Source organism: Spiribacter halobius, from assembly GCF_020883455.1.
Classification (GTDB): domain Bacteria; phylum Pseudomonadota; class Gammaproteobacteria; order Nitrococcales; family Nitrococcaceae; genus Sediminicurvatus; species Sediminicurvatus halobius.
On record NZ_CP086615.1, the window covers coordinates 279675 to 295499 of the forward strand.

General features: G+C 71.3%; 12 protein-coding genes. 1 reads left to right on the forward strand and 11 read right to left on the reverse strand.

Annotation, left to right across the window (positions count from 1 at the left end):
• Nucleotides 1-2 precede the first annotated feature (2 nt).
• The 9 genes from LMH63_RS01285 to senA form a co-directional block, all read right to left on the reverse strand.
• Nucleotides 3-359: a hypothetical protein gene (locus tag LMH63_RS01285; protein ID WP_109676250.1), complete on the reverse strand. Its 357-nt coding sequence runs from the start codon at nt 357-359 to the stop codon at nt 3-5.
• A gap of 62 nt (nt 360-421) precedes the next feature.
• Complete coding sequence (locus LMH63_RS01290; RefSeq protein WP_158280285.1) at nt 422-1786, reverse strand: hypothetical protein; 1365 nt, start codon at nt 1784-1786, stop codon at nt 422-424.
• 32 nt (nt 1787-1818) lie between these two features.
• Entirely contained in the window at nt 1819-3189 is a 1371-nt protein-coding gene (locus tag LMH63_RS01295) for a hypothetical protein (RefSeq protein WP_158280284.1), read from the reverse strand.
• Nucleotides 3190-3546: 357 nt separating this feature from the next.
• The gene (gene xth, locus LMH63_RS01300; RefSeq protein WP_109676242.1) at nt 3547-4317 is read right to left on the reverse strand and encodes an exodeoxyribonuclease III; all 771 of its coding nucleotides are present in this window, start codon (nt 4315-4317) and stop codon (nt 3547-3549) included.
• 15 nt (nt 4318-4332) lie between these two features.
• Nucleotides 4333-5262: an L-histidine N(alpha)-methyltransferase gene (gene egtD, locus LMH63_RS01305; RefSeq protein ID WP_109676240.1), complete on the reverse strand. Its 930-nt coding sequence runs from the start codon at nt 5260-5262 to the stop codon at nt 4333-4335.
• A gap of 574 nt (nt 5263-5836) precedes the next feature.
• Nucleotides 5837-7357, reverse strand: coding sequence for a PhnE/PtxC family ABC transporter permease (locus LMH63_RS01310; RefSeq protein ID WP_109676238.1), 1521 nt, complete (start codon nt 7355-7357; stop codon nt 5837-5839).
• 27 nt (nt 7358-7384) lie between these two features.
• Nucleotides 7385-8035, reverse strand: coding sequence for a phosphonate ABC transporter ATP-binding protein (locus tag LMH63_RS01315; RefSeq protein WP_109676236.1), 651 nt, complete (start codon nt 8033-8035; stop codon nt 7385-7387).
• A complete protein-coding gene (locus tag LMH63_RS01320) occupies nt 8035-8895 on the reverse strand; it encodes a putative selenate ABC transporter substrate-binding protein (protein ID WP_109676234.1) in 861 nt (286 codons plus the stop codon). Before LMH63_RS01320 ends, LMH63_RS01315 begins: the two co-directional genes overlap by 1 nt.
• A 29-nt stretch (nt 8896-8924) precedes the next feature.
• Nucleotides 8925-10244, reverse strand: coding sequence for a selenoneine synthase SenA (senA, locus tag LMH63_RS01325; RefSeq protein ID WP_109676232.1), 1320 nt, complete (start codon nt 10242-10244; stop codon nt 8925-8927).
• Between the two features lie 26 nt (nt 10245-10270).
• On the opposite strand from senA, the gene senB reads away from it, so the two are divergent.
• Nucleotides 10271-11236 carry a selenoneine biosynthesis selenosugar synthase SenB gene (gene senB, locus LMH63_RS01330; RefSeq protein ID WP_109676230.1) on the forward strand — a complete coding sequence of 322 codons (966 nt, stop codon included), beginning with the start codon at nt 10271-10273 and terminating at the stop codon, nt 11234-11236.
• Between the two features lie 219 nt (nt 11237-11455).
• Here senB and selD read toward each other — a convergent pair whose 3' ends face one another.
• Both selD and prlC read right to left on the reverse strand, forming a co-directional pair.
• Nucleotides 11456-13732 (reverse strand): selenide, water dikinase SelD, encoded by a 2277-nt coding sequence (gene selD / locus LMH63_RS01335; RefSeq protein ID WP_109676228.1) that lies wholly within the window; start codon nt 13730-13732, stop codon nt 11456-11458.
• 33 nt (nt 13733-13765) lie between these two features.
• Complete coding sequence (gene prlC, locus LMH63_RS01340) at nt 13766-15799, reverse strand: oligopeptidase A (protein ID WP_109676226.1); 2034 nt, start codon at nt 15797-15799, stop codon at nt 13766-13768.
• Nucleotides 15800-15825 lie beyond the last annotated feature (26 nt).

The window sequence follows — 15825 nt, forward strand, 5'->3', positions numbered from 1 at the left end:
CCTCAGTGCAGATGCACGCTCATGCTGACGCCCGTGGAGAAGGCGTTGTTGTTCCCCGAATTGAGGACGTTGACGCCCACGCCGGAGAAGTTGGCGAATGCGCCCTCACCCACGGTGATGTCGCCGTTATTCATGGTGCCGACGTTGAAGCTGGCGCCGGTGACGCTGGCGCGCATGTCCTGGCGGCTGGTGACGATGGTGATCTGGTTGTCCGCGCCCCTTGCGGCCTCGAGCTCGGCACTGTCGGCGACGGGCAGGCTGTCCAGCGCCGCCATGGGATCCGCCGCGCCGGCTGCCAGGCTCGCCAGACCGAGGACGGCGGCGACCAGGGTCGGAGAGAGAAGCTTTGCCGTATTCATGACCCGAACCTCGTGAAGAGAGGGGCCGGCGACCCCCCAAGGCGGTCGCCGGCCAACAGGCCTCAGTTGCCGATGTTGACGTTGGAGTGCGCGGCCACCGACACACCGCCCACGCTGGCGTTGTAGAGACCGCTTGACAGGTTCATGGAGTTGATCCCGCCGAAGGTCCCCGAGCCGACGTTCACGCTGAGGGCGCCGGTGGAGAGCATGCCGCCCGAGCCGGCACCCCCTGCGCCGCCGTTGCCGCCGTTGCCGCCGGCACCGCCCTGGTTGTTGCCGGCGAGGCCACCGCTGGCCGCGCCGCCGACCCCACCGTTGCCGCCGTCACCGCCGGCACCGCCCGTGGCCACGTTGTTGCCGTTGCCGGTGGCTCCGCCGTCGGCTCCGTTGCCGCCGGCCGCCGTCTGGCCGCTGGCATCCGCCGCGCCGCCGGCACCGCTGGTACCGCCGTTGCCGCCGGTGCTCGTCTGAGTGCCGCTGGCGTCGGCCGTCTGGTCGGTGTCGTTGTCGTTCTCCTGGCTGTCGCTGGTGTCGTCGAAGTCGTTGCGGTTGCGCTGGGTGGTGGTGTTGGTGTTGTCGGCATCCCCGTAGGCATAGCCGTCGGCATAGCCGCCCTCGGCATCACCCGAGTCCCCTCCCTCGGCATCGCCATAGGCGTCGGCGTAGCCGCCGTCACCGCCGTCGCCGGCGTCACCGTAGCCCTTGGCCTTGGCATCGCCGCCGTCGCCACCGTCGCCGCCATCGCCGGCACCCACGGAGACGCCCAGGGAGGCACCCACGGCGAGGCCGCCGCTGGCACCGTTGCCGCCGTCACCGCCGGCCGCCCCGTTGCCACCCTGGATGTTGATGGCCGCACCGGTGACGTGGGCACGCATCTCCTGGTAGGAGATCACCTCGGTAACCGTGTTGAACGACTCGCTGTAGGCCTCTGCGGTGCCGCCGAAGCCACCCGCGCCACCGGCGCCGCCGGCGCCGCCTGCACCTCCGGCCCCGGCCGTGCCGGCCGTGCCGGTGCCCGTGCCGCCGGCCCCGCCGGTGGCGCTGGCATCACCGGCTGTGGCCGTGCCGGTCTGCCCGGTGGTGTTGGCGTTGCTCTGGCTGACCGCCTCTTCCGGGAATTCGTCGTTGCTGTTGGACTGACTCGTGTAGTTGTCGTTGTAGGCGTCGGCATCCGCGTCGGCATCGGCATAGCCCCCGTTGCCGCCGTCGTTGTTGCTGGCGTTGGCATCGCCGCCGGTCCCGCCATCGCCGCCGTAGCCGCCGTAGCCGCCATCCCCGGCGTGGGTTGTCGCCGTGGCCGAGGAGTTGACGGTGTTGCTCTGGTTGTCACCGAACTTGTTGATCGGGTTGGCCGAGGCCGCCGAGGCGAGCAGGGCCGCCAGCGCCAGCGCCGAGCCGTAGGTTGCGAGAGTCTTTCCGGTACTCATCTCAATGCTCCTTGACGCACGCGGGTGCGGTCTCAGTTGTTACCGATGTTGACGTTGGAGTGCGCCGCCACGGACACACCGCCGACGCTGGCGTTGTAGAGGCCGCTCGAGAGGTTCATCGAGTTGATGCCCCCGAAGGTGCCGCTGCCCACGTTGGCACTGAGCGCGCCGGTGGAGAGCACGCCGCCGGAACCGGCACCGCCGGCACCGCCTGTGCCGCCGTTACCGCCCACGCCGCCGGCGTTGCCGGAAGCGTCACCGCCAGTGCCAGCGCCGGCCACCGCGGCGTTGCCGCCGTTGCCGCCGTTGCCGCCAGTAGCATTGTTGCCGCCGTTGCCGGTGTCGCCGCCATTGCCGCCGTTGCCGCCCACCGCGTTCTGCGCGCTGGCCGTGGCCGCCCCGCCGTCACCACTGGTGCCGCCGGCGCCGCCGGTGCTGTCCTGATCGGCGGTGGCCGTCGCGGTCTGCGTGGTCTCGTTGTCGTTGCTCTGGGTCTCGCTGTTCTCCTCCGGCACGTTGTTGCGGTTCACCTGACGGGTGCTGTTGCTGTTGCTGGCGTAGGCCTCGGCGTCGCCATAGCCGTCATCGCCGTCGGCCTCCCCGGAGTCGCCCCCGTAGGCCATACCCTCGGCGTAGGCGTCATCGCCCTCGCCACCGTCGCCGGCATCGCCCTTGCCCTTGGCATAGGCTTTGCCCCCTTCGCCACCCTCGCCACCGTCGCCAATGGCAACGGAGGCGCCGGCGGAGATGCCCACGGCTGCGCCACCACTGGCGCCGTTGCCGCCGCTGCCGCCGGCGGCGCCATTACCGCCGTTGATGCGGATTGGCGCACCGGTGACGTTGGCGCGCATCTCCTGGTAGGAGATCACCTCGGTCACGCTGTTGAACGACTCACTCCAGGCTGAGGCCGTGCCGCCGGAGCCGCCCGCGCCACCGTTGCCACCGGCGCCGCCGGCACCACCGGCACCTGCCGTTCCGGCCATGCCCGTGCCGGCGCCGCCGTCGCCCGCGGTCGCCGTGCCCACGCCGCCAGCAGCGTCCGCATCCTGCGTGGTGTCATTGGTGTTGCTCTGGCTGGCGGTCTCCTCGTCCGCCAAGTCGTTCTCGTTGTTCTGCCAGGTGTCGTTGTAGTTGCTGGAGTAGGCGTCGCCGTCGGCGTCGGCGTTGCCGCCGTTGCCACCATCGTTGTTGCTGGCGTTGGCGTCGCCGCCGGTGCCGCCATAGCCGCCGTCACCACCCTCGGCGCCATGGCCGGCGTTGGTTTCGGCGTAGGCGTCGGACTCGACGCCGTTGTCCTGCCCACTACCAAACTTGTTGATGGGATTCGCGGATGCCGCTGTCGCGTAGAGTGCAGCCAGCGCGAGGGCCGAGGCGCACGCCACGACGGTTTTCCTGGTGCCCATAACTCGTCTCCTTAAGGGTTGCCCTTCGATTTCCCTGCCCCGTCACGCCGCCTCCGGGCGGTCGCGGCAAAGGGGGCCGCTGTGACCCCGGATGGTGGACACATCACCAATGACCCGCCCCCACCCGGCACCGGGAACGCAGCAATGGCTATGCCATGCCCGCGGGTTATTCGTAAGACGCTGATATGGAGAGGAAAATAGCGTCGGGCGGCCAGCTGCGTCCGCCGTATCGGGGTTGGCGACCGTCAGCCCGCTGAAACACCGCCCGGAGAAATACGGCGCCTCGCCCCGCAATCGCGGGCCTGGGCGGCGTGGCGCGGAAGCGTTAAGGCCGGGATACGCGCGGGTGGCGCCGGCTCAGGCGTCGGCGAGCTCGGCGACCACGGGGGCGTGGTCGGATGGGCGCTCCCAGGCCCGGGGGCCCCGGTCCACATAGCTCGCCGTGAGCGCCCCGGTCACGGTGGGGCTGGTCAGGATGAGATCGATGCGCAGGCCGCGGTTGCGCTTGAAGTTGTTCATTCGGTAGTCCCACCAGGAGAAGACGGCTTCGTCCTGGGGAAAGCGGCGGAAGCTGTCGGTCAGTCCCAGCGCCATTAGCGCCTGCAGCGCCTCGCGCTCGGGGGTCGAGCAGAGTACCTGCTCGCGCCAGGCCTCCGGGTCGTGGACGTCCCGGTCCTCGGGGGCGACGTTGAAATCCCCAACCACCACGAGGCGCGGGTGGCGTGCCTGCTCGGCGGCGAGCCAGTCGCGCAGCCGCGCCAGCCAGTCCAGCTTGTAGGCGTACTTGTCGCTGCCCACGGCCTGGCCATTGGGGACGTACAGGTTCACGAAGCGCAGGTCACCGATCGTCGTGGCCAGCACCCGGCGCTGAGGGTCATCGAGGCCGGGGATGTCGGTCACCGGTGCCGACAGCGGCTGGCGTGCGAGCACCGCCACGCCGTTGTAGGTCTTCTGGCCGCTGCACAGTGACTCGTAACCCGCCTCGCGAAGAGCGTCGCGGGGAAAACGCTCGTCCGGGAGCTTGGTCTCCTGCAGGCCGACCACATCCGGCTGCGCCTGCTCCAGCCAATCCAGCACCTGGGGCAGGCGTACGTTGAGGGAGTTGACGTTCCAGGAGGCAAGCTTCACGAGGGGGCTCCGGGTTCAGACCAGCAGGACGACGGCGAACCAGCCGTCGGCATCCGTCCACCAGCGCTCGCAGTCCCAGCCACCGGCGGCTGCCAGCGCGGCGAATCCGTCGCGAGTGTACTTGTGGGAGGTCTCCGTGTGCAGGCTCTCACCGGCCTCGAAGCGGAACCGCTCTCCGGCCACGGTGACCGTCTGCGGCCGCTCGGCGATCAGGTGCATCTCGACGCGCGGCGGGTCGTCGGCATAGCGCGCCTCGTGCCGAAACGCCTCGGGATCGAAGTCGCCGCCGAGCTCGCGGTTGATGCGCCGCAGCAGGTTGCGGTTGAACTCCGCCGTCACCCCGGCGGCGTCATCGTAGGCCGGGATGAGGACCGAGGCGGGCTTGTCCAGGTCGAGCCCGAGCACGAGGCAGCCGTCCGCGCCTAGCAGGCGCCGGCAGCGAGCGAGCAGCGCGCCGGCCGCTTCGTCGTCGAGGTTGCCGAGGGTGGAGCCGGGGAAGAAGCCGGCCCGCCGGCGGTGCGCCGGCAGCCCATCCGGTAGCCCGAAGTCGGCGGTGAAGTCGGCCACCACCGGTTGCACGGTGAGCTCGGGAAACGCGCCCTGCAGCGAGCGCGCCGCCTCGTGCAGGTATTCCTCGGAGATGTCCACGGGGACATAGCCCGCGGGCCGGCTCAGGGCAGCGAGCAGCGGCCCGGTCTTGCGGCTGGAGCCACTGCCGAGCTCCACCACCAGCGCCTCCGGCCCTATGGCCTCGGCGATCTCTTCCATGTTCCCGTCGAGGATGGCGAGCTCGGTACGGGTCGGGTAGTACTCGGGCAGCCGCGTGATCTCCTCGAAGAGCTCGGAGCCGCGCTGGTCGTAGAGCCAGGCCGAAGGGATACGCTTCGGTGAGCGGGCGAGCCCTTCCAGGACGTCCCTGCGGAAGGCGTCTTCGGTTCCGGTCATGGTTCGTCCTTGTATTGGCGTGCGAATGAGGTGGCCGCGGCCGCGCGGGAGACGTATGGGCCGTGCCCGGGGCGAGTTCGGGTGGGCGCGCACGGGACACGCCGTGAATACGTCCCTGTAGGCTCGTAGGCGAGGTCCCTCTCGCCTACGGTCCCGTGCGCGCCCACCCAAACTCGCCCTGGCGAGCTCAGTGCACTCCTCCGCGACCGCGTGATCGGGAGGCGCCCGTGCTCGGGTCCACCCCGCAGCCGCCGTGGCGGGGTCAGCCTGCCCCCTGGGCGGCGGTGCGCGGAGGCGCCGCATTCACCGGCGCGCAAGTGACTGCCCCCTCTTCCAAGGGCCGTGCGGCGAGCACGGGGCATGCGTGAGCGGGAGGCGGTATCCCTCGCCGGGACCGTATGCGACAGGGATGTCGCATCCGAGCCTACAGGGACGTATTCACGGCGTGTCCCGGCGAGGGATACCGCCTCCCGCTCGGGGCACGGCCGGGCGGCGGGTGACGAGAGCACCGTTCGGGATGCCGCATCCAGGTCCCGGCGCGACCATTGAGCAGGCGCTTCCTGGCTCACTGCGCTCACGCTTCGCATGTCGGCGTGGTGCGCAGGTGAAGGCGGCGGCGGAGGTGGCGGGCGAGGGCGTCGACGGCGATGTTGAGCGCGGCGGTGATGAGGATGAGCACCAGGGCGCGGTCGAAGCGCAGCTCCTGGATGGCGCTATCCACGTAGAAGCCGAGCGTTGTGATCCCGAGGATCCCCAGGATCGCCGTCTCACGCATGATGATCTCCCAGCGGTAGAACAGGAACGCGAGAAACGAGCCGTACAACCGCGGGACCACCTCGAAGGCGTAGCGGTTGAGCCCGCGGGGGGCGTCGGGGCGGAGTACGAGCTCGTTGCTCTGGCGGCCGATGAGATGGCCGATGATGGCCCCGTTGTGCAGCGCCAGGGCGACCGCCGCCGGCAGCATGGAGGGCCCCCAGAGCTGCAGCAGGATGTAGGCGAGCAGGTACTCGGGGGTGGAGCGCGCGACGATGAGCACCGCGTGGCCGAAGCCGCCGCCGAGGCGGCCGGTGAACTGCCGGGAGATCATCGGGAAGCTCGCGAGTGCCAGCAGCCCCGTCGCCACCAGGGCGATCTGCGTGAGCACCAGGGTCGCGGCGATACCCGGCAGGGCCTGGTTCATCAGGAGATCGCCGAGCCAGGGGAACAGCCCCGGCAGGCCCTCGCCGGCGCGCAGCGGCGCCGGCACGATGTCCTCGGTGAAGAACCGCCCCATGTTGCCCCACATGATCGGCAGGCCCGTGCCGAGGAACCAGGGTGCCGCCAGCAGGTAGAGGGGGACCAGGCGCGGCCGCACCCACAGCCGCAGGCTCGCGATGAGCGCGAAGAACACCAGCAGCAGCATCCCGACCTCGCCGTAATGCCCCTCGCCGTAGGCGCTCTCCAGATAGAAGCCGAGGGTGGGCATGCCAACGAAGCCGAGCACGGCGCTGGAGCGCAGGCCGCACTCCAGGCGGTAGCTGGTGTAGCTCATCAGGTGCGGCCAGACGTCCGGCACCCGGGCGTACCAGAAGGCGGCGACGAGCCCCGTGCCCGGGGGCAGGGCACGGGTGGGTGTGGGGTCCGCCTCCTCCAGGATCTCCGAGTAGACGCGGGCGAACACCCCGGCGTAGGGGATGGCGATGGCGAGCACGCCGGTGAGCGGATGCAGCCCGAAGATCTGCAGGAAGATCAGCGCCCAGAACAGCTCATGGATGGCCCGCACGAATGCGCAGCCCGTGCGCACGGCCCGGTACTGGAACACCAGCGCCAGGCCCATGCCGGCGGCAGCGCCGAGGGCGACGCCGCAGAAGGCAAAGGCCACGGTGCGCAGCAGCGCCGTCCCGGCGGTGTCCAGGGTGGCGAAATCCGGCTGCAGGATTCCGCCGAGGAAGCGGCCCAGTTCCGCCCACGGCGAGACCGCGCTGATCTCCAGGTCCGCCGGAATCAGGCAGACCAGGGCGACGGCCACGAGTCCGAGGCTCGTGCGCACTGTGCGCGAGGCGAGGGCATCGCCGTCGGCACCGAGCCAGCGGCCGGTGCGCTCCGTCACCGCCATGACAGGCCTCCATCGGCGCAGCCGCGCTCAGTAGAGGTCATTCAGATCCGCCTTGCCCAGGCGCGCGGCGGGTTCATCCAGGGCGATTCCGCCATCGCGGATGCCCACGACGCGATGGGCGAAGCGCAGGGCCAGGTCGATGTCGTGCAGCCCCAGGACGGCGGTATCGTAGGTCTCGGTGAGGGCCTCCATGACGGTGACCGCCAGCGGGCCGTCCAGCGCCGAGACCGGCTCGTCCGCCAGCAGCACGCCGGCATTCTGGAAGAGGGCTCGCGCCACGGCGACGCGCTGGCGCTGGCCGCCGGAGAGCTCCCCGGCACGGGACCAGAGCTGATCCGCCATGCCCAGGCGAGCCAGCAGCGGCCGGATGGCGTCGACCTCCCGCCGGAACGGCCGGATCAGGTTGGCCAGGTTGTAGGCGGTGCCGTGCTCGGCCAGGCGGCCCATGTAGACGTTGTGAAAGACAGACAGCGTCTGCACCAGGCCGAGGTCCTGAGGCACCAGGGCCAGGTCCCGCCGTGCCGGGTTGTACAGCAGCGAGAGCAGGGTCGACTTGCCGGCCCCGCTCCGCCCCACCAGCGCAACCCGCTCGCCCCGGCGGATGGTGAGCGTCAGCGGGCCGAGCACGGCGGTCTCGCCGTAGCTCGCCCGGGCGTCACGCAGCGCGAGCGCCTCCATCAGTCGATAAGGCCGATCGCCTGCGCCGTCTCGCGGATGCTGGCGTAGTCGTCGTTCTCCGCCGGGATGAAGCCGGAGCGCGGGAAGCGCTCGAGCAGGTCCGGGTCGTCCATGCCGAGCAGGGCCTGCTGCACCCGGTCGGCGAAGCCGTCGCCGAAGCGCTCGTCGACATCGCCGCGGATGCTCCACTGGTAGTCCGGATAGGGCGGCGTCTCCCAGATCACCTGCACCGCGTCGGTATCCACCTCGCCGGCCGCGACGGCCTCTTCCCAGACCGCGTAGTTGAGTGCCCCGGCCTGATAGCTGCCGCTCTCCACGAGACGCAGCGTGCGGCTGTGATTGCCGCTGAAGCCCACCCGCTCGAAGATCGCCTCCGGCGCCTCGCCGAAGTGCTGCCGCAGATGGTATTCGGGCATCAGCCGCCCGGAGGTGGAGCCCTTGGAGCCAAAGGTGAAGGTCAGCCCGCGCAGGCCCTCCGGCAGCTCGTCGGCGGGCTCCAGGCCGCTGCTCTCGTGGGCGATGAAGTAGGTGCGGAATTCGGTGTCCTCGACGCCCTGGGCGATGGCGCGGGAGCCGGGCACGGCGTCCCGGGCCTGCACGCCGGATAGACCGCCGAACCAGGCGAGCTGCACTTGGCCGTTGCGGAAGGCGCTCACCGCGGCGGCGTAGGACTTCACGGGTACGTAGCGCACGTCGACGTCGAGCCGGCTCTCCAGGTAGTCGGCTACGGCGCCGAAGCGCTCCTCCAGGGCGCTCTCGTCCTGGTCGGGGATGGCGGTGAAGACGAAGGTCTGGGCGCCGGCCACCGGCGCGGCGAGCCCCAGGGCGGCAATGAGCAGTCGGCGCAGCAGGTTACGCATGGTGTCAGTCCCTTGTGGTTGACAGTGGCTCAGAGCGCGCAGGTGCGGAAGCCCGCGATGGTGTCGTTGCGCTCGGGGGTAAAGAAATTGCGGAAATTGTTGTTCACGAGCCGGGAACGGGTGGCCCAGGCGCCGCCACGCAGCACCCGCCGGCCTTCCTTGAACCAAGGCTCCGAGTAGTCGGCGTAGAGGTCGGCCTGAAAGCCGGGGAAGGGCTGGAACAGGCTGCTGGTCCACTCCCAGACGTTGCCGAGCATCTGCCGGCAGCCGCAGGCGCTCTCGCCCTCGGGGAAGGCAGCGACGTCCACGGCGCCGAGGCGGTAGCCGTCCAGGTTGGCCGGCGGCCGCTCGGGCAGCGCGTCGCCCCAGGGGTAGAGGCGCTTGCCGGGGGCCAGGCGGTCGCCGTCCGGGACGCGGCTTGCAGCCACCTCCCACTCCACCTCCGTGGGCAGGCGCCGGCCCGCCCAGGCGCAGTAGGCCTCCGCCTCGTAGTAGCTGACGTGCGCCACCGGCTGGTGCGGCGGCAGCGGGAGCCAGCGGTCGAACCAGCGCAGCTGCCAGCCGTCGCCGTCGCGACGCCAGTAACAGGGCGCCTCGAGCCCTTCCGCCTCGCGCCAGGCCCAGCCGGCCTCGCTCCAGAGCTCCCGCCGCCGATAGCCGCCGTCCGCCACGAACTGGGCGAACTCGGCGTTGGTCACCGGCGCCCGGGCGATGCGGAACGGCGCCACGCTGACCGTGTGCGGCTGCTTCTCGTTGTCGAAGCGAAACGGCACGGTCTCGTCGGAGCCGAGCAGATGCTCGCCGCCCGGCACCGCGACATCCCCCGGCAACGGGCCGGCGGCCGCCTCGGGCAGGTCGGCGGGTGTGGCCAGCGCCGGCGGTGGGTCGGAGAGGGTCTGGCGGGTGTAGGCGAAGGCCTCGCCGTGCATGTCCTCGTGGAAGATGGCGAGCTGCCAGGCATAGCTGGACGCCGCGTCGGCCGTGCCCTCCGGCAGGCGGGCCACCATCTCGTCGCGCACCTGGCGCAGGTAGTCCAGGGTGTCCGCCATGGTGGGCAGCGGGAGATCCCAGCGGTCGTCGTGGGCCACGCCCATTGAGTCATAGAGCCGCTCGGCGTGGGGAATGCGGTAATCCGGCAGCCCGTGCAGCTCGCGCAGCACGAAGTGGTCGTAGAAGAACCCCACGTGGCCGATCTCCCACTGGGGCGGATTGACGATGCTAAGCTTCGGCCCGAGCCGGCGCTCGCCGGAGAGATCGCCGGTGAGCTCGACGGTGCGCCGGCGGGCGTCGTCGAGCATGGCCGCGAGCCGCTCGGATGCCACTGGATGGGTGCTCGGCACTTCGATCATCGTGCTTCCCCCAAGGATGCCGTCAAATGCGAATCACGCTGGTCACGCCCGCCGCGCCCCGCTCCCGCGCCGGCAATCGCGCGACAGCCACGCGCTGGGCGGGCCTGCTGCGCGGGCTCGGCCACCGCGTGCGGATCGTCGAGGACTGGCAGCCCGGCGACCCTGCCCCGGAGCTGCTGCTGGCGCTGCACGCCTGGCGCAGCGCGGGGGCCATCGCCCGCTTTGCCGAGGCACAACCGCAACGCCCCCTCGTGGTAGTCCTGACCGGCACCGACATCTATCGGTTCCAGCACAGCCACCCCGCCGAGACCCTGCCGAGCCTGGAGCGCGCCCACGCCCTGATCGGCCTGCATGCGGACGTCGCCCAGGACATCCCGGCGCGCTTCCGGGATCGGCTGCACACCGTGCTGCAGTCCGCCCTGCCGCTGCCGGCAAGCTATCGCGGGCCGGTGCGCGGGCGCTTCGAGGTCTGTGTCATCGGCCACCTGCGCCCGGAGAAGGACTCCCTGCGCGCCGCCTATGCCGCGCGCCGCCTGCCTGCCGGCTCGCGGGTTCGGGTCGTCCAGGCCGGCCGCGCCCACAGCGAGGACTGGGCCGAGGCGGCGCGCTCGGAGATGGCGCTCAACCCCCGCTACCGCTGGCTCGGCGAGATCCCCCACGGCGACGTGCGGCGGCTCCTCGCCCGCAGCCGTGCCATGGTCATGAGCTCCGTCATGGAGGGCGGCGCCAACGCGGTCTCCGAGGCCTGCGTGGCGGGCCTGCCGGTGCTGGCCTCGGAGATCCCGGGCAACACCGGCCTGCTCGGCGCCGACTACCCCGGCTACTACCCGCCGCAGGACACCGCCGCGCTGGCGTCCCTGCTCGAGCGCAGCGAGCGCGACCCGGCCTTCCTCGAGCGCCTGCGCCGCCACTGCGCGGCGCTGGCCCCCCGCTTCACCCCGGCGGCCGAGCAGGTCGCCCTCGCCCGCGTCCTCGCCGCGGTCACGGCCTGAGTCCGACCGGTACGCGGCCGGAATCGGAGACGACCGCAAAGACGCGAAGCACGCAAAGAGGACCGCCAAGGTCGTGAATTCCAGGAAACACGCGGCCTTCGGACCCGCTCCGGGTTCCTGCACGGACAGCCTTTCTCGCCTTTGCGCCATCTTTGCGTCCTTCGCGTCTTTGCGGTTCATTCCGCGCATCGGGGCGTTCGCAGGTGAAGCGGCACCGCGTCAGGCGATGAGGCGGATCGGCTCCAGGGCCTCGCCCTGGGCCTCGACGCGGCCGATGATGGCGGTATGGGGGTAGCCCAGGGCGCGCAGGGCGGCGACGCAGGCGTCGGCGCGTGCGGCCGGGACGCTGGCCAGCAGGCCGCCGGCGGTCTGCGGGTCGAAGACCAGCGGATAGCGCGGGTGCCCGGCCACCTCCTCCTGATTGCGCAGGGCCCGGCGCAGGCGGACGTTGGCCGGCTGCAGGGAGCTCAGGATCCCCGCCGCCACCGTCTCCTCGGCGCCCTCCAGCACCGGCAGCTTCGCCAGATCCAGAGAGGCGTCCACGCCGGAGGGGCGGGTCATCTCCACCAGATGGCCGAGCAGGCCGAAGCCGGTGACGTCCGTGCAGGCCGTCGCCCCGTGCTGGTGCAGGCACTGGGCGGCGCGGCGGTTGGACTGGCACATGGAGGCCAGCGCCGCGTCGATCCAGCGGCCCCTGGCCGCGAGCCGGGCGTGGGCGGCGAACAGCGTCCCGGTGCCTACCGGCTTGGTGAGGATGAGCACATCCCCCGCCTGCATGCCGCCCTTGCGCATGACGTCCTCGGCGGCGTCGTCGATCAGGCCGTTGACGGCGAAGCCCAGCGCGAGCTCGCGACCCTCGCCGGTGTGCCCGCCCACCAGGGCGCAGTCGGCGTCGTTCAGGATCTCCAGCGCGCCGGACATCATCTGGTACACGGTGTCCTCGACCTTGGCCTCCAGCCCCTGGGGCACGGTGGCGATGGCGGTGGCGGACTGGGCCTCGGCGCCCATGGCGAAGATGTCGCCGAGGGCATGGTTCGCCGCCACCTGGCCGAAGACGTAGGGGTCGTCGATGAAGGCCCGGAAGAAGTCCACCGTATGCACCATCGCCTTGCCCGGCGGCACCCGCACCACGGCGGCGTCGTCCGGGGCGTGCAGGCCGATGAGCACGTCCTCGCGGTCCACCGGCTGCAGCGCGCCCAGCGCCCGCGAGAGGGTCGAGGCGCCCACCTTGGCGCCACAACCCCCGCAGCGCATGGCCACGGCGGAGATGGCCTGGCGCGCCTCCTCCCCCTCCAGGGCCACCTCCGACTTCGGCGCCTTGCCCTCCTCGTCCATGGCGGGCAGATCGCGGAAGCGGGCCATGAAGCGACGGTCGATCCAGTCTTTCCAGCGCCAGACCCAGTCGCCCTCGGCGTGGAAGGCGCCGCGGGAGGCGATGGCGTGGCGGTCGCCGGTGCTGATCAGCGCCAGCCAGCGGCGCTGCGGCCGGTAGGGCCGCAGCGGCCGGCCCTGCACGGCACGGCGCAGGTTGCGGGCCAGCGGCGGGCCCTGACGCACGGCGAACACGCCGGCCTTCTCACGCGGATGGTGGTCCATGCTGGCGATGTCGCCGGCGGCGAAGACGTTCGGGTCGGTGACCGTCTGCAGGGTGTCGCTGACGCGAATGAAGCCCTGCCCGTCCAGCGCGAGGCCGGTGTCCCGCAGCCAGGGCGCGCCACCGGCCCGGGTCACCCAGACCACCTCGTCGGCGGCGAAGTGCTCGCCGCTGGCGGTCACCAGGCCGCCCTCGTCCACCCGCGTCACCTCGCTGCCGGTGTGCAGGCGTACGCCGCGGGCGGCGAGCGTCCGTCGGAAGCGCTCGCGCACCGGCGGCGCGTGGGTGGGCAGCACCTCCGCGCTGCGGGTGAAGAGATGGAACTCCAGCTCCGCCGGATCCCGGCCCTGGGCCTCGAGCTCGTGGCGCAGTCGGTACTGCATGGCGAGCACCAGCTCGACGCCGCCGGCGCCACCGCCCACGACCGCGATGGTGGTGCGCCCGGGATGCCGCTGCACCCGGGTGAGCAGGGCGAGCCAGCGGTCATTGAACCGGTGGATGGGCTTCACGGGTACGGCGTGGTCACTGGCGCCGTCCACCTCGCCGAGCTGGGGCGTGGAGCCGATGTTGATGGATAGCCGGTCGTAGGGCACCGGCGGGCGATCGCGGCAGATCACCCGACGCGCCTCGCGGTCCAGGCCCACCGCCTCCGCGCGATAGAAGCGCGCGCCGGCGAACTCCGCCAGTCGGCTCAGATCGATGTGGACTTCGTCGTAGGCGTAGTGCCCGGCGATGTAGCCGGGCAGCATGCCGGAGTAGGGCGTGTGGGTGTCGCGGCAGATCAGGGTCAGGCGCACCCCGGGCACCGGCTTCATGCCGAAGCGCCGCAGCACGCCGACGTGGCTGTGGCCCCCGCCCACCAGGACGATGTCCCGGAGGACGGGCTGCTCGGATGACTGCATTGCGGGGCTCCCAGTCCGGTTGGGTTTCCGGCCTCAGGCCGCCAGACCGCTTGCGCGCAGCAGTGGCTCGATGCTGGGTTCGCGGCCGCGGAAGGCGACGAAGAGGCTCATGGCATCCTCGGACCCGCCCTTTTCGAGAATGTTCTCGAGGAAGGCGCGCCCGGTCTCCGCGTTGAATATCCCCTCTTCCTCGAACCGCGAGTACGCGTCCGCGGAGAGTACCTCCGCCCACTTGTAGCTGTAGTACCCCGCCGCATAGCCGCCGGCGAAGATGTGCGCAAAGCTGTTGGGGAAGCGGTTGAAGGCCGGCGGCCGCACCACCGCCACCTGCTCGCGCACCGCCTCCAGCAGCTCGTAGATGCGCGCCTCGGCGTCCGGCTCGGTGTGCAGGCGCAGGTCGAACAGCGAGAACTCCAGCTGGCGGACCATCTGCATGGCCGCCTGGAAGTTGCGCGCCGCGCGCAGACGCTGGAAGAGCGCTTCCGGTATCGGCTCGCCGGTCTCGTGATGGGCGGCGAAGAGATCCAGCGCCTCGCGCTCCCAGGTCCAGTTCTCCAGGAACTGGCTTGGCAGCTCCACGGCGTCCCAGGCGACACCGTTGATGCCGGCCACACTCGCCGCATCGACCCGGGTGAGCATGTGGTGCAGGCCGTGGCCGAACTCGTGGAACAGGGTCTCCACCTCGTCGTGGGTGATCAGCGCCGGGCGCCCGCCCACCGGCGGGGTGAAGTTGCAGGTGAGAAAGGCCACCGGCGTCTGCAGCCGTTCGCCATCCCGCAGGCGCCCGCGCAGCGTGGCCATCCAGGCGCCGCCGCGCTTCTGCGGGCGGGCGTAGAGGTCGGTGTAGAACTGCCCGCGGAGGGTGCCGTCCGGGTCGCGGATCTCGTAGAAGCGGACGTCCTCGTGCCAGACATCCACCCCCTCGCGCGCCTGGATCCGCACGCCGAACAGCCGCTCCACCACCTGGAACAGCCCGTCCATCACCCGATCCGCCTGCAGATAGGGGCGCAGATCCTCCGGCGAGAGCTCGAATCGGGCCTCGCGCAGGCGCTCGCTGTAGTAGCCGACGTCCCAGGCCTCGAGCGTCTCGAGGCCGTCCTGCTCGCGGGCGAAGGCCGCGAGCTCGGCGAACTCCTGCTCGGCCACCGGCTTGGCCCGTTGCGCCAGATCCTCGAGGAAGCCGATCACCTGCGCCGGGCTCTCGGCCATCTTCGGCTGCAGGGAGAGCTCGGCGTAGCTGGCGAAACCGAGCAGCGCGGCCTGCTCCCGGCGCAGGGCGAGGATCTCCCGCATCAGCGGGAGGTTGTCCCAGCGCCCGCCATGGGGGCCGGTGTCCGAGGCCCGGGTGGTGAAGGCCTCGTAGACCTCCCGGCGCAGCTCGCGGTCCCGGGCATGGCCGAGGATTGCCTGCACCACCGGCACATCCAGGGTGACCCGCCAGCCCTCGACGCCGGCCTGCTCCGCCGCCTGGCGCATGACCCCGAGGGCCGATTCCGGCACGCCGGCGAGACGGGCCTCGTTGGTCACGTCGAGCTGCCAGGCGTTGGTGGCATCCAGGAGATTCTCCTGAAAGCGGGATGACAGCTCCGAGAGGCGGCTCGCGATCTCGGCATAGCGGCGCTTCTCCGTCTCCGGCAGGGCGACGCCGGCGAGGCGGAAGTCCCGCAGGGCGTTGTCCACGGTCTGGCGCTGGGCCTGGTCCAGCTCCGCGAAGGCGCCGCTCTCGCGCAGGGCCTGCATGGCCTCGAACAGCTCCGTGTTCTGGCCGACCTCGGTCTGGTAGGCGGAGAGCTTGGGCAGGCAGGCGTTGTAGGCGGCGCGCAGGCCCTCACTGTTGCGCACGGCGTTGAGGTGGGAGACGGGAGACCAGACCCGTTCCAGACGATCCTCCAGCCGCTCCAGCGGAGCCACCAGGTTGTCCCAGCCCCAGGGGCCGCCAGCGTCGAGCAGCTGCCGGATTGCGGCGCGGTTGTCCGCGAGCACGGTGTCCACCGCCGGCTCCACGTGCTCGGGGCGGATGCTGGAGAAGCGGGGCAGGGCGTCGTCGGCGAGCAGGGGGTTGGTCATGATGGTCCTTGCCTGGATGCGAATGG